Genomic DNA, 18,809 nt, shown 5'->3' with positions numbered 1-18,809 from the left:
ACCAAGGGAATGTCGCTCTTCGAGAAGCGCCGTCGGCGCAATCGCACGGCGCTGCGTGCACGCAGCGGCGGCCGTCCGCGGCTGTCGATCCATCGTTCGGGCAAGCATATCTATGCCCAGGTGATCGACGACGCCGAGGGCAAGACCGTCGCGGCCGCGTCCACGCTGGACAAGGACGTGCGCGGCAAGACCGGCGCGAACATCGATGCGGCCAAGGAAGTGGGCAAGCGGGTGGCGGAAGCCGCCAAGGCCGCCGGCGTGACGCAGGTCGTCTTCGACCGCGGCGGCTTCCTCTATCACGGTCGCGTGAAGGCGCTGGCGGATGCCGCGCGTGAGAGCGGATTGGAGTTCTAAGATGGCCGACGAGAACAACCAGAACGTCGAGGCGCAGGGCGCCGGCCAGCCGCAGGAGCAGCAGGGTCGTGGCGGACGCGGACGCGGGCGCGGCGGCAATGATCGCGGCGGTGGCCGCGGCGGCCGTGACGGTGGCCGTGGGCGTCGCGACGATCGTCGCGGTGGTCCGGACGACGGCGGCGAGGAGCTGATCGAGAAGCTGGTTCACATCAACCGCGTGTCGAAGACGGTGAAGGGCGGCAAGCGCTTCGGCTTCGCGGCGCTGGTCGTCGTGGGCGACGGCAAGGGTCGTGTCGGCTTCGGCCATGGCAAGGCGCGCGAGGTGCCGGAGGCGATTTCGAAGGCGACTGCCGCGGCGAAGAAGAAGATGGTCCGCGTGCCGCTGCGCGAGGGCCGGACGCTGCATCATGACGGCCGTGGCCATTTCGGCGCGGGCAAGGTCTATCTCCGCTCGGCGCCTGCCGGTACCGGCATCATCGCCGGTGGCCCGATGCGCGCCGTGTTCGAGAGCCTGGGCGTCGCCGACGTGGTGACCAAGTCGATCGGCACGTCGAACCCCTACAACATGATCCGTGCGACCTTCGAGGCGCTGGGCGAGCAGACGTCGCCGAAGTCGGTGGCGCAGCGTCGCGGCAAGAAGATCGCCGACCTGCTCGGCCGTGGCGGATCGCAGACTGCCGAGGCGGATGCCGCGGCAGTGACGGAGTAAGCCGGGATGGCGAAGCTGAAGATCACCCAGACCGGATCGCCGATCCGCCGCACCAAGGATCAGCGCGCGACGCTGATCGGCCTTGGCCTCAACAAGATGCATCGCACGGTCGAGCTCGACGACACCCCCGAGGTGCGCGGCATGATCCGCAAGGTGCAGCATATGGTGTCGGTCGAAGGCTGAAGCCTTCGTCGCCATCGACAAACGCGGGGCAGGGGGCTAATCGCCCCCTTCCTCATTTTCAGCGCGAACATAGCGAAAGCGAGTGCACGACATGAAACTCAACGATCTCCGTGACAATCAGGGCGCCCGCAAGGAGCGCGTCCGCGTCGGCCGTGGCATCGGCTCGGGCCTGGGCAAGACCGCCGGGCGCGGCCAGAAGGGTGCGAAGGCGCGCTCGGGCGTTTCGATCAACGGATTCGAGGGCGGCCAGATGCCGCTCCACATGCGCCTGCCGAAGCGCGGCTTCAACAATCCGTTCGGCAAGGACTATGCCGAAGTGAACGTCGGCGCGATCCAGAAGGTGATCGACGCGGGCAAGCTGGACGCCAAGGCGACGATCGATCACGCGGCGCTGCAGGCGGCCGGCCTGGCGCGCGGCGGCAAGGACGGCGTTCGCCTGCTCGGCAAGGGCGAACTGACCGCGAAGCTGAGCTTCGTCGTCGCCGGCGCGTCGAAGGGCGCGCGCGAAGCAGTCGAAAAGGCCGGTGGCTCGATCGAGATCCCGGAAATCGTGCCCGCTTCCGAAAAGGCGGCGGCCAAGAAGGGCAAGACGATCGCCGCCAAGAAGGCGGCACGCAGCTGAACCCGATGGGGGCGGACGGGACGAGCCGTTCGCCCCCGTTTCCCCTCGGGGGGGGGGGGGGGCAGCCGCCGAATCGCGGTTTGCGGCAGGACGGGGCTTTGAGAGGTTCGGCTCCGGGCAGGTAAGGGAACCGGTTTCGAACCGCCCCTTAGACATCCCCGCGCAACCGCCTATATGGGCCTGACGTCGGGGGGCGCAGCCTCCCCTGAATTCCGGGACGAATCCAAGACATGGCATCCGCAGCCGATCAAATGGCGATGAGCCTGAACCTCGCGAAGTTCAGCAAGGCCACCGAACTCAAGAAGCGCCTGTGGTTCACGCTCGGCGCGCTGATCATCTTCCGCCTGCTCAGCTATGTGCCGCTGCCGGGCATCGATCCGACCGCGCTCGGCCTGCTCGCCGATCAGACGCAGGGCGGGGTTCTCGATTTCTTCAACAATTTCTCGGGCGGCGCGCTCGAGCGCATGTCGATCGTCGCGCTGGGCGTCATGCCCTACATCACCGCGTCGATCGTCGTGCAGCTGGCGAGCTCGCTCAGCCCCACGCTCGCCGCGATCAAGAAGGAAGGCGAGAGCGGGCGCAAGCGGCTGAACCAATATACCCGCTACGGCACGGTCGCGCTCACCGCGGTGCAGGGCTATGTGATCGCCACCGGGCTCGAGGCGCTCGGCGCCGCACAGGGCGCGCAGGCCGTGATCGAGCCGGGCATGCTGTTCCGGGTCGCGGCCGTCATCTCGCTGGTCGGCGGCACCATGTTCCTGATGTGGCTGGGTGAACAGATCACCAGCCGCGGCATCGGCAACGGCATTTCGCTGATCATCATGGCCGGCATCGTCGCCAATATGCCGCAGACGCTGTTCCAGCTGTTCGAGAGCGGCCGCACGGGATCGATCGATCCGATCACAATCGCGCTGATCATCGTCGCGGTGGCGGGCCTGGTGCTCTTCATCTGCTTCATGGAGCGTGCGCAGCGCCGCATCCTGATCCAGTATCCCAAGCGGCAGACGGCGCGTGGCGTGCAGGCCGAGCGCAGCCATCTGCCGCTCAAGCTCAACACCGCCGGCGTCATCCCGCCGATCTTCGCCTCGTCGCTGCTGCTGCTGCCGCTCACGATTACGCAATTCGCGGGTCAGCCGGGTACCGAATCGGGCTGGTGGGGCGAGACGCTGCTCACGCTCAATCAGTATCTGCAGCACGGCAGCCCGGTGTACATGGCGCTCTATGGCGCGGGCATCATCTTCTTCGCCTTCTTCTACACGGCGGTCGTCTTCAATCCTGAGGAGACTGCCGACAATCTGAAGCGGCACGGCGGGTTCATTCCCGGCATCCGCCCGGGCAAGAACACCGAGAAATATTTCGACTATGTGCTGACGCGCATCACCGTGATCGGTGCGGCCTATCTGACGCTGATCTGTCTGCTGCCGGAATATCTGATCGCCGAACTGGGCATTCCGTTCATCCTCGGCGGCACCAGCCTGCTGATCGTCGTCAACGTGACGATGGATACCGTGACCCAGATCCAGAGCCACTTGCTTGCCCATCAATATGGCGACCTGATCAAGAAGGCGAAGCTGAAGGGCGGCCGCGTCCGCTAAACGCGGAGCGGAAAAGGGGAGGAGCCCAGATGAACATCATTCTCTTGGGGCCGCCGGGCGCGGGCAAGGGTACGCAGGCGAGCCGGCTCGAGGCCGAGCGGGGGATGGTCCAGCTTTCGACGGGCGACATGTTGCGCGCCGCGGTGAAGCTGGGCACCCCGATCGGGATGCGGGCCAAGGCAGTGATGGACGCGGGCGAGCTCGTCTCCGACGAAATCGTCAGCGGGATCATCGGCGAGCGGCTCGACATGCCCGACACCGAATCGGGCGCGATCTTCGACGGCTATCCGCGCACCGCTGCGCAGGCACAGGCGCTCGACGGCCTCCTCGCCGAGCGCGATCGCCAGCTCGACTATGTGATCGAGCTGGTGGTCGACGAGGAGGCGCTGGTCGACCGCGTGACCGGGCGCTTCACCTGCGCCCGCTGCGGCGCGGGCTATCACGATCGCTACAAGCAGCCGAAGGTGGAGGGCGTCTGCGACGTCTGCGGATCGACCGAATTCAAGCGCCGGCCCGACGACAATGCCGAAACGGTGCGGACGCGCATGGCCGAATATCGCGCCAAGACCGCGCCGATCCTTCCCTTCTACGAGGAAAAGGGGCTGGTGCGCCGGGTCGATGGCATGGCCGATATCGACGCTGTCGGCGCCGCGATCGACGCGATCCTCGATTCGGGCAATTAACCGGATTCTAGTGCATCGCGGGCTATAGCGCCCGTATGCGGATCGACAGGATCATCGCGGATACTCCGGCACCGGCCGAAGCGCTGTTCCCCAAATGGCGCGGGCGCGAGCCGCTCGAGCCGCACCGCGCCGAAGTGGAGCAGCGGCTCGCCGCGCGCTTCCCGCAGCTTTCGGACCATGCGACCGATGCCGCCTTCGACCGGTTCGAGGCAGCGCACCCGGCCGCGCCGGTTCACCGCTACAACCAGGTTCCGGCCAAGGCGGCCGCGCAGGTCGCAATGCTCCCGCCAGAGGTGCGCGCTGCGTGGGTCTGCGCGCTGATGCTGCGGCACATGGCGCGCTTCGACGCGGCGTTCGCGGCGACCGGCCTGCCAGACGAATTCGCGCTGCATTACGTCGACCAGTTCCACCGCATCCTCGATTCGATCGACTCCGAGCCGGAGTTCGCGGCGCTGGAGAGCGACACCTTTCTCAAGGACCTCTGGCTCACGCGCCTCGTGATGATCCCGGCCTTCGCGCAGATGTGGTGGCCGCGCTCGGGCCTGTCGGCGCGCACGATCCTCAAGGCGGGGCCGCGCGCGATCGCCTATGTGTTCCTCGAATGTGGCGGACGCGATCGCTTCCTCGAGGGCCATACGCACGATCCGGTCGCGCGCGCCTATTGGAACGCACCGGGCTGGGCGGAGGCGCTGCGGCTCGCCGCGCTGGCGCTGCCGGCGCTGCCGCAGGTGCGCGGCGCGTTCGGAAGCGCCTGGTTCTACGATCCCGCCGTGCTCGAGATCACCCCCCGGATCAGCTTCACCCAGGATCTCCAGGCGGGGCAGGGCGCATTGCGCATCCGCGTGGGCAGCGATGCCGATGCGATCGCCAATGCCACGCGCACCTCCGCGACTCGGCGCGAGCGCTATCGCGACGGCAGCTATCTGCCCACCGACTATGCCTTCATCTGGTCGCGCAAGCGGCTGATCGCCCGCTACGGCGCCTGAAAGCCGGGATAACCAGGACTTAAGCCTTCGGTGCGACAGTCGCGCCCGCCGGCGCTGCGCCGGTGAAGGAGGAGACGCGCGGGTGTCACCGAAACGAGCGATCCTTTCGCTTGCTGCGGCCAGCGGCCTGGCGGCCCTCGCACGGCGGGCGAGCCGGCGGCATCTGCGGATCCTCTGCTACCACGGACTTTGGGTACTTCCGGGAGAACCGTTCGGCGAATGCCTCTTCATCACGCCCGAGCAGTTCGACGCGCGGATGGCGCGGCTGCGGCGTTCGGGCGTGCCGCTGCTGGGGCTCGGCGAGGCTGTGCGGCGGCTCGCGAAAGGTGATTTGCCGCCCCGGGCGACGGTGGTGACGATCGACGATGGTTGGGCTTCGACTCATTCGCACATGCTGCCGATCCTCGAGCGCCACGAAGTTCCGGCGACGCTCTATTCGACCACCTGGTACTCCGAACGCGACTTGCCGGTGGTGAACGTCGCGGTCGCGTGGATGCTCGCCGCGGCGGGGCGACCGCCGACGGACTGCGCGCAGGAGATCGCCCGGATCGAAGGCTTGCCCGAGGAGCAGCGTCTCGCTGCGTTGCGGGCGCTCGGGGCCACCCTCGGCCTCGACGAAGCCTGGCTCGAGACGTGCCAGTTCCATCTGATGCGGCCCGACGAACTGGCAGACGCCCAGCGCCGCGGGCTCGACATTCAGCTGCACACCCATCGCCACATCAATGTGACGAGCCAGATCGGCCGGCTCGGTGAAGAGATCGACGCGAACCGCGCCAGCCTCGAAGCCATGCTCGATGGCCCGGTCCTCGAGCATTTCTGCTACCCGAGCGGCACCTGGCACCCCGATGCGGCGGCGATTCTCGCCGCGAAGGGCGTGCGATCGGCCACGCTCGTGACCGAGGGGCTGAACGCCCCGGACGCGGACGCCTATGCGCTCCGGCGCCTGCTCGATGGGCGCCATGTCGGCGATGTCGAGTTCGACGCCTATCTCTCCGGCACGCTGCACTATCTCTCGGAACTGCGCGGACTCGCGGGTGCGGTGCGCGGCCTCCGGCGCACGGAACGACCGGTCGGGCGTGCTCCGGCGCGCTACATCGGATAGGATCCTCCCGAAGGGGAGAGACGCCATGCCGATTCGCATCCTGTTGCCGCTGGCACTGCTGGCTGCTGCCGCGCCCGCCGCCGCCGAAGTGGTCGAAGTGACCGATACCGGCTTCGTCTCGCGTCATCGAATCGCGGTCGCCGCCCCTCCGGAAGCCGTCTGGAACACGCTGATCCAGCCTGCGCTCTGGTGGCAGGGCGCGCACACCTATTCGGGCGATGCCGCCAATCTGTCGCTGGCGCTCGCGCCGGGTGGCTGCTGGTGCGAGCGCTGGGCCGGCGGCGGCGTGGAGCATATGCGCGTCGTCCAGTATCTGCCCGGCGGCGCGCTGCGCCTGTCTGGCGGGCTCGGGCCGCTCCAGGGAGCGGGCGTTTCGGCGGCACTGACCTTCACATTGGAGCCGGACGGACAAACCACCGTGCTGACCGCCACTTACGTCGTCGGCGGCTTCGTTCCGCAGGGAATCGCCGCTTTCGCGACCCCGGTCGACGGCGTGCTGGCGAGCGCCTTCGCGAACCTCGCCGCCACTGCCGAGCGCGCAGTGGTAGCGGCGGAGTAGAAAAGCGTCTTGACACGCCCTGCATCGCTTGACAGCCCGCGCGCCGCCCCCTAACTGAGACCCCTTCCGAAGCACCGGTACTTCCGGCGGCGCCCGTTCGCGCTCGCCGGTCGTGCGCGTTTCGGTTTAACGCGACGAGATGGGACGCAGGCTGCCATGCGGCGTCCCGTGGAGCTGGGAGAATAGAAGCTCATGGCACGTATTGCGGGTGTTAACATCCCGACCAACAAGCGCGTGGTGATCGCGCTCCAATATATCCACGGCATCGGCGAGACCAAGGCCAAGGAGATCACTGAGCAGCTGAAGATCGCGCCCGAGCGGCGTGTGCAGGACCTGACCGATCAGGAAGTGCTGCAGATTCGCGAGACGATCGACGCGAACTACACTGTCGAAGGCGACCTGCGCCGCGAGACCGCGATGAACATCAAGCGGCTCATGGATCTGGCCTGCTATCGCGGGCTGCGTCATCGCAAGGGTCTTCCCGTCCGCGGTCAGCGCACGCATACGAATGCGCGCACCCGCAAGGGCAAGGCCAAGCCGATCGCCGGCAAGAAGAAGTAAGCGCCGCTTACTTCTCCGCCGGAGGTGGTCCGCATGCGGCGCCGCCTCCCGGTTCAGGATTTCAGGTCAGGATATAGTCCATGGCACAAGCACCGCAGCGCCTCCGTCGGCGCGAACGCAAGAACATCACTGCAGGCGTCGCTCACGTGAACGCCAGCTTCAACAACACCATGATCACCATCACCGATGCGCAGGGCAATGCGATCAGCTGGTCTTCGGCCGGCATGATGGGCTTCAAGGGCTCGCGCAAGTCGACGCCCTATGCCGCGCAGGTCGCCGCCGAGGATGCGGGCCGCAAGGCCGCCGAGCACGGCGTGCGCACGCTCGAGGTCGAGGTGAAAGGCCCCGGTTCGGGCCGCGAGTCGGCGCTTCGCGCGCTCCAGGCGGTGGGCTTCCAGATCACGTCGATCCGCGACGTGACTCCGATCCCGCACAACGGCGTTCGTCCGTCCAAGCGCCGCCGCGTCTGATTTTTCGTCCTGCCCCGGCGCTTGGGCTCGCATGCGAGTCCCGGCCGGGGCGGCTATTCGGCAGGATTAGCCCCCATCCTGCCCAACATGAGGGAAGCCCGTGACTGTCAACGCAAAGAACTGGCAGGAACTCAAGAAGCCCAACGGCCTCGAAAAGAAGCCCGGTGGCGATCCCAAGCGCAAGTCGACCTTCGTTGCCGAGCCGCTCGAGCGCGGATTCGGCCTGACGCTGGGTAACGCGCTGCGCCGCGTGCTGCTGTCGAGCCTGCAGGGCGCCGCCGTGACCTCGATCAAGATCGAGAATGTGCTGCACGAATTCTCGTCGCTCGCGGGCGTTCGCGAGGACGTGACCGACATCGTGCTCAACGTGAAGCAGATCGCGCTCAAGATGGAAGGCGAGGGCCCCAAGCGGCTCCAGCTTTCCGCCACGGGCCCTGCCGAAGTGAAGGCCGGCGACATCGCGGTTTCGGGCGACATCCAGGTGATGAACCCCGAGCTGGTGCTGTGCCATCTCGACGATGGCGCGACGCTCAACATGGAGCTGACCGCCGACACCGGTAAGGGCTATGTGCCCGCCGCGGCCAATCGTCCGGCCGATGCGCCGATCGGGCTGATTCCGGTCGATGCGCTCTACTCGCCGGTGCGCCAGGTGTCGTACAAGGTCGAGAACACCCGCGTCGGGCAGGAGCTCGACTATGACAAGCTCACGCTGACGGTGGAGACCGACGGCACGGTGACGCCCGAGGATGCAGTGGCCTATGCCGCGCGCATTCTGCAGGACCAACTGGCGCTGTTCGTCCACTTCGACGATTCGGCGATGACCCGTGCGGCGGCTCCGGCTACCGCCGGCATGGCCGCTGCGGCTCCGGAAGGTGCGGCGGGCGATACCGCGCAGATCAATCGCTATCTGCTCAAGAAGGTCGATGAGCTCGAGCTTTCGGTGCGCTCGGCCAACTGCCTGAAGAACGACAACATCATCTATATCGGCGATCTGGTTCAGAAGACCGAGGCCGAGATGCTGCGCACGCCGAACTTCGGTCGCAAGTCCTTGAACGAGATCAAGGAAGTGCTGTCGAGCATGGGTCTGCGCCTCGGCATGGAAATCCCGGGCTGGCCGCCTGAGAACATCGAAGAGATGGCCAAGAAGCTCGAGCAGGAAATCATGGGCTGAAGCGCGGCGGAGAGAGGGGCGCCGCACGCCTCTTTCTCCGCAGCGTCCCATGGATGGATCCCGGCGGCTCGCCGGGAGGACGGATTTTCGGTGGCCACCGTCCCACCTGGCTTGGGGTTCCGTAAGACGGCCCCCTGACGAACGGAAAGGATATACCCATGCGTCACAAGGTTGGCGGCCGTAAGCTGCAGCGCACTTCGGCCCATCGCCAGGCACTGTTCCGCAATATGTCGGCCGCGCTCATCAAGCACGAGCAGATCACCACCACCGTCGCCAAGGCGAAGGAGCTTCGCCCCTATGTCGAGAAGCTGGTGACGCTGGCGAAGAAGGGCGGCCTTTCGAACCGCCGCCTCGCCCACGCCCGCCTGCTCGACGACGCGCAACTGGTGAAGCTGTTCGACGTGCTGGCCGCGCGCTATGCCGATCGCAACGGTGGCTACACGCGCATCATCAAGATCGGGCCCCGCGCATCGGACGCGTCACCGATGGCGATCATCGAGTTCGTCGATCGCGACGTCGACGCCAAGGGCCAGGATTCGGGCCCGGTGATGAGCGACGAGGATTTCGACGAAGCGGCCTGATCGGTTCGCGAGTCGAATGACGAAGGGGCGGTCCGGCAGGGCCGCCCTTTTTCGTTTTCGGAGCAGCCGGCCCGATCCTTCGGCACCGCAAGGCGGGTGCCGCATGCCGCGTCGCGGCGCACGGCCGTTGCCTCCGCCGCGGCGGCTGATAGGGTGCCGCCAACCCTTTTTCCGGAGCCACGCATGCGCCGTTTGCCGCTTCTCGCAATTGCCCTTCTCGCCGCCGCGCCCGCTGCGGCACAGACCGACCCGGAGACGCCCACCGTCATGACCTTTCCGAATGCCTATCCCGAAACCCGCCGTGTCGACGTTGTGGAGGAGCAGTTCGGAGTGCAGGTCGCCGATCCCTATCGCTGGCTCGAAGGCGACGTGCGCAGCGAGCGGGAAGTGGCCGATTGGGTCGCCGCGCAGAACCGCGTGACCGACGCCTATCTGGCGACTTTGCCGGGCCGCGACATCTTCCAGGACCGGCTGCGCACGCTGTTCGACTATGAGCGCTTCGGCCTGCCGACCGAACGCGGCGGCCGCTATTTCTACAGCCACAACACCGGCCTGCAGAACCAGGCGGTGCTGTGGGTGCGCGACGAATTGAACGGCGAGGGCCGCGTGCTGCTCGATCCCAACAGCTGGTCCGAGGACGGCGCGACCGCGCTCGCCGAATGGTCGCCGTCGGAGGACGGCACCAAGCTGATGTATTCGATCCAGGACGGCGGGACCGACTGGCGCATCGTCAAGGTGCTCGACGTCGCCACCGGGCAGGTGCTGCCCGACGAGGTGCGCTGGGCGAAATACACCGTGGGCGGCGATTGGGCGAAGGATGGCTCGGGCTTCTTCTACGCGCGCTACCCCGAGCCGCCCGAGGGCGAGCAGTATCAGGCGCTCACCGAGAACCACCGCGTCTATTTCCACCGGCTGGGTACGGACCAGTCCGAGGACCGGCTGGTCTATGCCACGCCCGAACATCCCAAGCGCAGCCATTATTCGGGCGTGACCGACGATGGCCGCTGGCTGGTCATCACCACCAGCGAAGGCACCGACAATGTCTATGCGGTGACGCTGATCGACCTCACCGATCCCGAATGGACGCCGCGCACGATCATTCCCGAACTGGAGAATGAGTGGGGCGTGATCGGCAATATCGGTTCGACCTTCTATTTCGCCACCGACAAGGATGCGCCGCGCCAGCGGATCGTCGCGATCGACGTTTCCGATCCCAATGCGGGGCCGGAGACGGCGCGCGAAATCGTGCCGCAGCAGGATGCCGTGCTCTCGGGCGCATCGATGGTCGGCGGCAAGCTGATCCTCTCGTATCTGGTCGACGCCAAGACCGAGGTGCGCCGTTACAATCTGGACGGCACCCCCGACGGCACGGTGACGCTGCCGGGCATCGGCACTGCGAGCGGCTTCGGCGGCGAGCAGGAGGACAGCGAGACCTTCTTCGCCTTCACCAGCTTCAACTATCCGACCACCATCTTCCGCTATGACGTCGCGACTGGCGAAACGAGCGAATGGGCGCGCCCGCAGGTCGATTTCGATCCGCAGAACTATGCGGTCGAGCAGCGTTTCTATCAGTCGAAGGACGGCACCCGCGTGCCGATGTTCGTCGTGCGCCGCGCCGATGTGACCGGCCCCGCACCGACCCTGCTCTACGCCTATGGCGGGTTCAACAACTCGGTGCTGCCGGCCTTTTCCTCCTCGCGCGTCGCGTGGCTCGAGCAGGGCGGGGTGCTCGCGGTCGCCAACATCCGCGGCGGCGGCGAATATGGCAAGGAGTGGCACGATGCCGGGCGGCTCCACAACAAGCAGAACGTCTTCGATGATTTCATCGCCGCGGGCGAATATCTGATCCGCGAAGGCATTACGGGGCAGGACCAGCTGGCGATCCAGGGCGGGTCGAACGGCGGGCTGCTGGTAGGCGCGGTCGTCAACCAGCGTCCCGATCTGTTCGCCGCGGCGCTGCCTGCGGTGGGCGTGATGGACATGCTGCGCTTCGATCGCTGGACCGCCGGCCGCTATTGGGTCGACGATTATGGCTATCCGTCGAAGGAGGAGGATTTCCGCGTCCTCTATGCCTACTCGCCCTACCATAATGTGCGCAGTGGCGTGGACTATCCCGCGATCCTGGCGACGACCGCCGACACCGACGACCGCGTCGTGCCCGGGCACACGTTCAAATACACCGCGATGATCCAGTCGGCCGACATCGGCCCCAAGCCGCATCTGGTGCGCATCGAGACGCGTGCCGGCCATGGCTCGGGCAAGCCGACCGACAAGATCATCGAGGAGGCGGCGGACCTTTGGGCCTTCGCGGCGCGCTGGACCGGCCTGGAAGTGACGCCGGTCGAGTGACCCGGCGGAACGCGAGCCGTTTCCGTCCGTTTGGCGGCGCATGAATCCGCATCTTCCCGCATGCGCCGCCGCCGCCCTCCTGCTGACGCTGGCCGGCTGTTCCGAAGAAAACACCGTCGCCGTCGATGACACGGCAGTCGCGACGACGAACGAGACGGTGCTGGTCGACCAGCCGGTGCCGCTGCCCGCGGACGAGATGGAGCCCGCAGAGACGCCGGTCGGCACCGGCAGTGCCACACAGGGAGGCGACGGTTCGCCGCTGGTGCTCGCGCCGCTCGCGCCGGAGGACGGCGCCGATCTCGAGGGCGAACTCGCCTGCAGCTTCGCGCCGGAACGCGGCGGAACGCCGGTGCTGCTCGGCAAGGGCACGGTCGGCGTCGCAGAGCGGCCGCAGGCGGTGGTCCGGCTGGGGGATACGCCGCAGCGGCTCATCGGCGCCGAGGACGGCGGATTCGGCTATCTCACGCGCGGCGGCCGCTATTCGGGCCGCGGTCTCACCGTCACCATCACCCGCGACAGCGAGATCGGCACCGGCCACGAAGGCTCGCTCCACAGCGCCACGCTGCTCGCCCAGCGCGGCGACGGGGCGGAGCGCAGCTGGGAAGGCTTCTGGACCTGCGGCCCATAAAGCCAGCGCGTCGGCTCTTCCCCCCGCGCCTTCATCTGCTATCTGCGCAGCGATGACGCAGCATTCCGAATCCGTCCTGATCATCGACTTCGGCAGCCAGGTGACTCAACTCATCGCGCGGCGGGTCCGCGAGGCGGGGGTCTATAGCGAAATCGCGCCGTTCACGGCGGCCGAAGACGCGTTCCGGCGGATGCAGCCGCAAGGCGTGATCCTCTCGGGCAGCCCGGCTTCGGTGCTCGATACCGAAAGCCCGCGCGTGCCGCAGGCGATCTTCGATTCCGGCGTGCCGATCCTCGGCATCTGCTACGGCCAGCAGGTGCTGATGCAGCAGCTGGGCGGCGAGGTGCAGCTGGGCGATTCGGGCGAATTCGGGCTCGCCTTCATCGAGATCCAGGACAGTTGCGTGCTCTTCGACGGCGTGTGGCAGGAAGGCGAGAGCCATCAGGTCTGGATGAGCCATGGCGACAAGGTGACCGAGCTTGCTCCCGGCTTCCGTCCGGTCGCCACCAGCCCCGGCTCGCCCTTCGCCGTCGTGGCCGACGATGCCCGCCGCTACTACGCGACTCAGTTCCATATGGAGGTGGTGCACACCCCCGATGGCGCCAAGCTGCTCGCCAATTTCGTGCGCCACGTCTGCGGGCTGGGCGGCGAATGGACCATGGCCGAGTTCCGCGACGCCAAGATCGCCGAGATTCGCGAGCAGGTCGGTGATGGCAAGGTGATCTGCGGCCTTTCGGGCGGAGTCGACAGCGCGGTGGCCGCGGTGCTGATTCACGAGGCGATCGGCGACCAGCTGACTTGCGTGTTCGTCGATCACGGGCTGATGCGCGCGGGCGAGGCCGAACAGGTGGTGAGCCTGTTCAAGGGCGCCTACAACATCCCGCTCGTCCATGTGAACGCCGAGACGCTGTTCCTGAACGGCCTGGCGGGGGTCACCGATCCCGAAGCCAAGCGCAAGTTCATCGGCAAGACCTTCATCGACGTGTTCGAGGAGGAAGCGCGCAAGATCGGCGGCGCCGAGTTCCTGGCGCAGGGGACGCTCTATCCCGACGTGATCGAAAGCGTCTCGTTCACCGGCGGGCCGTCGGTGACGATCAAGAGCCATCACAATGTCGGCGGCCTGCCCGAGCGGATGAACATGAAGCTCGTCGAGCCGCTGCGCGAGCTGTTCAAGGACGAAGTGCGCGTCCTTGGCCGCGAGCTCGGACTGCCCGAGGCATTCGTCGGGCGGCATCCGTTCCCCGGCCCGGGCCTGGCGATCCGCATTCCCGGCGAAGTCACCAAGGAACGCTGCGACATTCTGCGCAAGGCCGACGCCATCTATCTCGAGGAGATCCGCAACGCCGGGCTCTACGACGCGATCTGGCAGGCGTTCGCGGTGCTGCTGCCGGTTCGCACCGTCGGCGTGATGGGCGACGGGCGGACCTATGATTCTGTGCTGGCGCTGCGCGCAGTGACCTCGACCGACGGCATGACGGCGGCGGTGTTCCCGTTCCCGGGCGATTTCCTGTCGCGGGTGGCAACGCGCATCGTGAACGAGGTTCGCGGCGTCAATCGCGTGGTATATGACTATACCTCAAAGCCACCCGGCACGATCGAGTGGGAGTGAACCGGAATCAGCGGGCATCCGGGGGATGTACGCCCGGTTCACTCGGCGCCGCAAGGCGCCGCGGACGGAATCAGCGGGCATCCGGGGGATGTCCGCCCGGTTCACTCGGCGCCGCAAGGCGCCGCGGACGGAATTAGCGGGCATCCGGGGGATGTCCGCCCGGTTCACTCGGCGCCGCAAGGCGCCGCGGACGGAATCAGCGGGCATCCGGGGGATGTCCGCCCGGTTCACTCGGCGCCGCAAGGCGCGGCTGAAGGGCGTAGAGGGCACGACGAGGGGGGTAGACGATGCTGCGTGGAAAGTTGTTGGTGGCGTTCGCAGTCGCGGTTCTGGCCGGCGGCTGTCAGGAAGGCGGGTCCGACACCGTCGAAACCACGGTCGATAGCAACGGCGGCGCGACCGTGACCGAGCCAACGGCTTCCAGCAATCTGACGATGGTCGACCGGCGCCAGCCGCCGGCGCTGAACATCGCTCCCGACGGCATTTCGCTGATCGACGTGAACAGCGGCTCGGCGCACCACATCACTTTCGGCCGTCCGCGCGACGAAGCGGTCGACGCGGCACGTGCGGCACTCGGCGCGCCCGAGGGCGAAGCCGAGATGGCCGAATGCGGCGCGGGGCCGATGACGATGGTCGAGTTCGAGGGCGGGCTCACCTTCAACATCATGGACGGCAATTTCGTCGGCTGGAGCCTCGATGGCGTCCAGCAGGGCAGCATCACCACCACCAGCGGCATCGGCCTGGGCTCGACTCGCGCACAGCTCGAAAACGCCTATGCGGTCGAGATGGTCGAGGAAAGCACGCTCGGGCACGAGTTCACTGCCGGCGCGATGTCGGGTCTGCTGACCTCGCCCGAACCCGACGGCAAGATCACCGACCTCTGGGCGGGCACAAGCTGCGTCTTCCGCTGAGCGGCACGGTATGACGACGACGCTCTACGGCATCCGCAACTGCGACACGGTGAAGAAGGCACGGGCGTGGCTCGATGCGAACGGCGTCGCCCATGACTTCCACGACTTCAAGACGCAGGGGCTCGATCCGGCTCGGCTCGCGCATTGGGTCGAGACGGTCGGCTGGGAAGCGCTCCTCAACCGTTCGGGGACGACCTTCCGGAAACTGTCGGACGCGGAGAAGCAAGACCTCGACTCGGACAAGGCGATGGCGCTGATGCTGGCGCAGCCGTCGATGGTGAAGCGGCCGGTGGTGGAGTATCCGGGGGGATTGCTGGTCGGCTTCGAGGCGGACCGGTACGCAGCGGCGTTGCGCTGATTCGCGCCAAACCCCCACGCCATGGCTGATTCGTCCTAAATAGGTTAGGAATCCTCCGGCTAGCCGAGGATCCACCGGGGGAGAAACGCATGGCAGCATATATCCGGCAGCGCCCGCCGCGCTGGTTTTGGCTGACGGGGTTTGCAGCGACATTGTGGGGGCTGCTGGGCGTGTTCGCCTTCCTGCTGTACGCCGCCTATGGCGCGATCCTGTTTCCCGCGCCCGCCGATCCGCTTTCCGATGCGCTGCCGACGTGGTTCGGTATCGTCTATGCCTGCACCGCGGGCAGCGCGCTGCTCGGCGGAATCGCGCTCATGACGCGTTCGGCGCTTGCGCGACTGTTGTTTCTCGCCTCGCTCGCCTTTCTGCTCGTTCAGTCGGCCTATCTGCTTCTGGGTACGCCGGTGGTGCCCCAGTTCGGCTGGTCGACTCTGCTGGTCCCGCTCCTGCTGATCGCGGTTGCGGGGGGCGAGATCTGGTTCGCCGATTATGCGCGCAGGCATGGCTGGATTTGCTGACTTCAGCCGCGTAACCGCGCGCACATGACCGACGCCTCCAATCCCGGTTTCGATTCGATCCGCGTCCGCGCGGAGCAGATCGGCCTGTTCGAAACGCCTGTTCTGCATGGCAGGCTCGCGGGCTCCGAGGCGCTCACCGAAGCGCTCGAGGCGGTGATCCGGCAGCGCCGGGCGCAGGATGCGGATGGGTTGAACCGCTCGAACGTGGGCGGCTGGCATTCGAACACCGACATGCTCGATTGGGGCGGCCCCGCCGCGGCGAAGCTCGCGGAAATGGCGATCCGCACGGCGAAGCGGCTCTCCCATTTCGATCAGCGCGATCCGGACAGCATCGACTGGTCGGTGCGGATGTGGGCGAATGTCTCGCCCGCCGGTGCCGTCAACATGAGCCATGCGCATCCGGGCGTGCTGTGGGCCGCGGTCTATTATGTCGCGACCGGGGGAGCGCCCGGCGAGGACGTGGGCGGCGAACTCTATTTCGAGGATCCGCGCTTTCCGGTGCCGTTCATGACCTTTCCCGGCTTCCGCATGGTCGGGCTGGACGGCAAGCCGCAGCCGGTCGAGCGGCGGCTGCGCACCCAGCCGGGCGATCTCGTCCTCTTTCCCGCGTGGCTGCGTCATGGCGTGCGTCCGCACAGCGGCAGCGGCGACCGCATCTCTATCGCGATGAATCTCTACGGAAAGGAGAGGGGCTGAGCGCGGCCGGAGCCGCTGCTCACTCTTCCCAGCGAAACACTTCCTCGAGCGGCTTGCCGAACACCTGGGCGATGCGGAATGCCGCTTCCAGGCTCGGCGAATATTTGCCGGCCTCGATCGCGGCGACCGTCTGGCGCGTCATCCCGATCTTCTCGCCGAGCTCCGCCTGGGTCATTTCGCCGGAGAGGAAGCGCAAGGTCCGGATGTCGTTCGAGATCGGAACCTTAGCCATTCCATGCGCCCCGATATCCGGCGATCACGACGGCGCAGCTCACCGTTTCGGCGAGGACGATCCCGAACAGAGCGGCGTTGGCGACTTCCCAGCCGGCCGATCCGCTGAGCGGCATCACGACCGCCACCAGGATCATCGCGACGAGCAGCGTGCCATAGGCTGCCGCCATTCCGCGCCGGGCGATGCGCCGGTCGCGCTCGTCGGCGGGTGCGCGCGCATCGAGGGGTGTCGCGGTCGCGGCGACCCAGCGACCGCCGAACTGGATCGCGACGCGCGCTACGGTGGCGATCGCGAACCACAGTACGAAGCGCAGCGAGTCTTCGGTGCCCGGGGCCGCCGTGTGGACCATCCAGAAATAGCCGCCATAGGCGAGCGCCATCGCGGCGAGGGTGATCCAGGCTTCCTTCTCGCGAAAGGGCAGGTCTGCCGTGCGGTCCACCTCAGCTCTCCCGGCGATAGCGAGCGATCTGCCAGACCGCATGGACCAGTTCCCCCGCGACGAGCGCCAGCAGCATCGAATTGCCGATCACGACTGCCACGATCATCCCTGGCTCGGCGCCTTCCAGGATCGCCGGGGCTGCGTGCACCAGCACCGGCGTTGCCAGCATCGCCAGCGTGATGAGCATCGCCACCACCAGATAGGCGGGGCGATAGGCGCTCAGGTTGATCTCGCGCTCGCGCGCGTCGGGCGCCGCATTCGCCTCCTTGGGGCTGGCGATCGCCAGCACGATGCTCGCGACGACATGGATCACCACCACCAGCACGACCGAGCGGATGAATCCGCCGAAGCTCGCCTCGGCATCGATACGCCGCGCGAGCAGCCCGGCGATCAGATCGCCGAAATAGCTGCCCCACACCAGCAGCAGCGCCGCGGCCGAAACCCACAGCACCTTCTCCCTGAACGCCATTCCTGCCTCCATGCAAAGTATGTTCGACGCTGTGTAAAAGAAAGATAACATCGAGTCAAGCGTGGCATACACGGCGCTGGAGTTTGCTGGCGGGGCTGTCCGGGCGGCGCTATGCACCCGGCATGTCCACCTACACGCTCGACACTGCCACCAGCCGCGCCAATCCCACGCCTGCGCCGATGAAGCGGCTTACCGTGCCCGCCATCCAGAAGCGCAAGGGGGGCGAGCCGATCGTCATGCTGACGGCCTACACCACGCGCATGGCGCAGCTGCTCGACCCGCACTGCGACCTGCTGCTCGTCGGCGACAGCCTGGGGCAGGTGATCTACGGCCTCCCGTCGACGCTGCCGGTCACGCTCGACATGATGTGTGCGCATGGCGCCGCGGTGGTGCGCGGCAGCTACCATTCGGTGGTGATCGTCGACATGCCGTTCGGCAGCTATGAGGAGAGCCCGGAGGCGGCATTCCGCTCGGCCTCGCGCGTCATGGCGGAAACCGGAGCCGCCGGCGTGAAGCTGGAAGGCGGCGAGGCAATGGCCGAGACGATCGCCTTCCTTTCGGCGCGCGGCATTCCGGTGATGGGTCATGTCGGCCTGACGCCGCAGGCAGTGAACGCGCTCGGCGGCTATGGCGCGCGCGGGCGCAGCAATGCCGAGCACGACAAGATCATCTCCGATGCCCGTGCGGTTGATCAGGCCGGCGCCTTCGCGGTGGTGGTGGAGGGAGTCGTCGAGCCGCTGGCGCGCACCATCACCGGCGAAGTCGGCTGCCCGGTGATCGGCATCGGCGCCTCGGCCGAATGCGACGGCCAGGTTCTCGTCACCGAGGACATGCTCGGCCTGTTCGAGCGGACGCCGCGATTCGTGAAGAAATTCGACGACATGGCCGGCCGCATTTCCGCCGCGGTTGCCACCTATGCCGCCGACGTTCGCGCACGGTCCTTTCCGGGCGCGGAACAAGTCTATGCGCCGCGCGACTGAGCGGTTAGGGAGCGGCTTTCGCATGCGCCGCGGCACCGCTAAGG

24 protein-coding genes are annotated in these 18,809 nt (G+C 67.0%); 21 read left to right on the top strand and 3 right to left on the bottom strand.

What is annotated here, in order from left to right; genetic code table 11:
• Window positions 1-9: 9 nt before the first annotated feature.
• The 20 genes from rplR to ACQ450_RS06345 all read left to right on the top strand — a co-directional run bounded on the left by rplR (window position 10) and on the right by ACQ450_RS06345 (window position 16,645).
• Window positions 10-354 (top strand): 50S ribosomal protein L18, encoded by a 345-nt coding sequence (rplR, locus tag ACQ450_RS06440; protein ID WP_188056378.1) that lies wholly within the window; start codon window positions 10-12, stop codon window positions 352-354.
• Window position 355: 1 nt separating this feature from the next.
• Window positions 356-1,063, top strand: a complete 708-nt coding sequence (gene rpsE / locus ACQ450_RS06435) for a 30S ribosomal protein S5 (RefSeq protein ID WP_262504018.1) — start codon at window positions 356-358, stop codon at window positions 1,061-1,063.
• 6 nt (window positions 1,064-1,069) lie between these two features.
• Entirely contained in the window at window positions 1,070-1,246 is a 177-nt protein-coding gene (gene rpmD / locus ACQ450_RS06430) for a 50S ribosomal protein L30 (RefSeq protein WP_188055839.1), read from the top strand.
• A 91-nt stretch (window positions 1,247-1,337) separates the two neighbouring features.
• Window positions 1,338-1,868 carry a 50S ribosomal protein L15 gene (gene rplO / locus ACQ450_RS06425; protein ID WP_431470961.1) on the top strand — a complete coding sequence of 177 codons (531 nt, stop codon included), beginning with the start codon at window positions 1,338-1,340 and terminating at the stop codon, window positions 1,866-1,868.
• A gap of 230 nt (window positions 1,869-2,098) precedes the next feature.
• Window positions 2,099-3,463 carry a preprotein translocase subunit SecY gene (secY, locus tag ACQ450_RS06420; protein WP_431470960.1) on the top strand — a complete coding sequence of 455 codons (1,365 nt, stop codon included), beginning with the start codon at window positions 2,099-2,101 and terminating at the stop codon, window positions 3,461-3,463.
• Between the two features lie 29 nt (window positions 3,464-3,492).
• Entirely contained in the window at window positions 3,493-4,146 is a 654-nt protein-coding gene (locus tag ACQ450_RS06415) for an adenylate kinase (protein WP_431470959.1), read from the top strand.
• Between the two features lie 35 nt (window positions 4,147-4,181).
• Window positions 4,182-5,132 (top strand): hypothetical protein, encoded by a 951-nt coding sequence (locus tag ACQ450_RS06410; RefSeq protein WP_431470958.1) that lies wholly within the window; start codon window positions 4,182-4,184, stop codon window positions 5,130-5,132.
• Window positions 5,133-5,214: 82 nt separating this feature from the next.
• Window positions 5,215-6,234: a polysaccharide deacetylase family protein gene (locus ACQ450_RS06405; protein WP_431470957.1), complete on the top strand. Its 1,020-nt coding sequence runs from the start codon at window positions 5,215-5,217 to the stop codon at window positions 6,232-6,234.
• A gap of 25 nt (window positions 6,235-6,259) precedes the next feature.
• Complete coding sequence (locus ACQ450_RS06400; protein WP_431470956.1) at window positions 6,260-6,793, top strand: SRPBCC family protein; 534 nt, start codon at window positions 6,260-6,262, stop codon at window positions 6,791-6,793.
• 192 nt (window positions 6,794-6,985) lie between these two features.
• Window positions 6,986-7,354 (top strand): 30S ribosomal protein S13, encoded by a 369-nt coding sequence (gene rpsM, locus ACQ450_RS06395; RefSeq protein WP_188055832.1) that lies wholly within the window; start codon window positions 6,986-6,988, stop codon window positions 7,352-7,354.
• An 80-nt stretch (window positions 7,355-7,434) separates the two neighbouring features.
• Window positions 7,435-7,824: a 30S ribosomal protein S11 gene (gene rpsK / locus ACQ450_RS06390; RefSeq protein WP_066476841.1), complete on the top strand. Its 390-nt coding sequence runs from the start codon at window positions 7,435-7,437 to the stop codon at window positions 7,822-7,824.
• Window positions 7,825-7,924: 100 nt separating this feature from the next.
• Complete coding sequence (locus tag ACQ450_RS06385) at window positions 7,925-8,995, top strand: DNA-directed RNA polymerase subunit alpha (protein ID WP_188055831.1); 1,071 nt, start codon at window positions 7,925-7,927, stop codon at window positions 8,993-8,995.
• Window positions 8,996-9,153: 158 nt separating this feature from the next.
• Entirely contained in the window at window positions 9,154-9,576 is a 423-nt protein-coding gene (gene rplQ / locus ACQ450_RS06380) for a 50S ribosomal protein L17 (RefSeq protein WP_188055830.1), read from the top strand.
• Between the two features lie 183 nt (window positions 9,577-9,759).
• Window positions 9,760-11,925: a prolyl oligopeptidase family serine peptidase gene (locus ACQ450_RS06375; protein ID WP_431470955.1), complete on the top strand. Its 2,166-nt coding sequence runs from the start codon at window positions 9,760-9,762 to the stop codon at window positions 11,923-11,925.
• 40 nt (window positions 11,926-11,965) lie between these two features.
• Window positions 11,966-12,553 carry a hypothetical protein gene (locus ACQ450_RS06370; protein ID WP_431470954.1) on the top strand — a complete coding sequence of 196 codons (588 nt, stop codon included), beginning with the start codon at window positions 11,966-11,968 and terminating at the stop codon, window positions 12,551-12,553.
• 52 nt (window positions 12,554-12,605) lie between these two features.
• A complete protein-coding gene (gene guaA, locus ACQ450_RS06365) occupies window positions 12,606-14,162 on the top strand; it encodes a glutamine-hydrolyzing GMP synthase (protein WP_188055827.1) in 1,557 nt (518 codons plus the stop codon).
• 287 nt (window positions 14,163-14,449) lie between these two features.
• On the top strand, window positions 14,450-15,073 hold the full coding sequence (locus ACQ450_RS06360; RefSeq protein WP_431470953.1) for a hypothetical protein: 624 nt from the start codon (window positions 14,450-14,452) through the stop codon (window positions 15,071-15,073).
• Window positions 15,074-15,083: 10 nt separating this feature from the next.
• Window positions 15,084-15,431, top strand: a complete 348-nt coding sequence (locus ACQ450_RS06355; protein WP_431470952.1) for an ArsC family reductase — start codon at window positions 15,084-15,086, stop codon at window positions 15,429-15,431.
• A gap of 89 nt (window positions 15,432-15,520) precedes the next feature.
• Complete coding sequence (locus ACQ450_RS06350; RefSeq protein ID WP_431470951.1) at window positions 15,521-15,949, top strand: hypothetical protein; 429 nt, start codon at window positions 15,521-15,523, stop codon at window positions 15,947-15,949.
• Window positions 15,950-15,973: 24 nt separating this feature from the next.
• A complete protein-coding gene (locus ACQ450_RS06345) occupies window positions 15,974-16,645 on the top strand; it encodes a TIGR02466 family protein (RefSeq protein ID WP_431470950.1) in 672 nt (223 codons plus the stop codon).
• 19 nt (window positions 16,646-16,664) lie between these two features.
• Here the strand turns inward: ACQ450_RS06345 and ACQ450_RS06340 are convergent, their stop codons facing one another.
• The 3 genes from ACQ450_RS06340 to ACQ450_RS06330 are packed head-to-tail and all read right to left on the bottom strand — an operon-like array spanning window position 16,665 to window position 17,785.
• On the bottom strand, window positions 16,665-16,877 hold the full coding sequence (locus ACQ450_RS06340; protein WP_188055822.1) for a helix-turn-helix transcriptional regulator: 213 nt from the start codon (window positions 16,875-16,877) through the stop codon (window positions 16,665-16,667).
• The gene (locus tag ACQ450_RS06335) at window positions 16,870-17,316 is read right to left on the bottom strand and encodes a hypothetical protein (protein WP_431470949.1); all 447 of its coding nucleotides are present in this window, start codon (window positions 17,314-17,316) and stop codon (window positions 16,870-16,872) included. Before ACQ450_RS06335 ends, ACQ450_RS06340 begins: the two co-directional genes overlap by 8 nt.
• Before the next feature lies 1 nt (window position 17,317).
• Window positions 17,318-17,785: a hypothetical protein gene (locus tag ACQ450_RS06330; protein WP_431470948.1), complete on the bottom strand. Its 468-nt coding sequence runs from the start codon at window positions 17,783-17,785 to the stop codon at window positions 17,318-17,320.
• Window positions 17,786-17,907: 122 nt separating this feature from the next.
• Here ACQ450_RS06330 and panB point away from each other — a divergent pair, with 122 nt between their 5' ends.
• The gene (gene panB, locus ACQ450_RS06325) at window positions 17,908-18,765 is read left to right on the top strand and encodes a 3-methyl-2-oxobutanoate hydroxymethyltransferase (RefSeq protein WP_188055820.1); all 858 of its coding nucleotides are present in this window, start codon (window positions 17,908-17,910) and stop codon (window positions 18,763-18,765) included.
• Window positions 18,766-18,809 lie beyond the last annotated feature (44 nt).

The sequence above is a fragment of the Sphingosinithalassobacter sp. LHW66-3 genome, assembly GCF_050703275.1.
GTDB lineage: Bacteria > Pseudomonadota > Alphaproteobacteria > Sphingomonadales > Sphingomonadaceae > Sphingomonas.
Note: the sequence above shows the minus strand (reverse complement) of the source record. Positions and strands in the feature narration are given on the sequence as shown.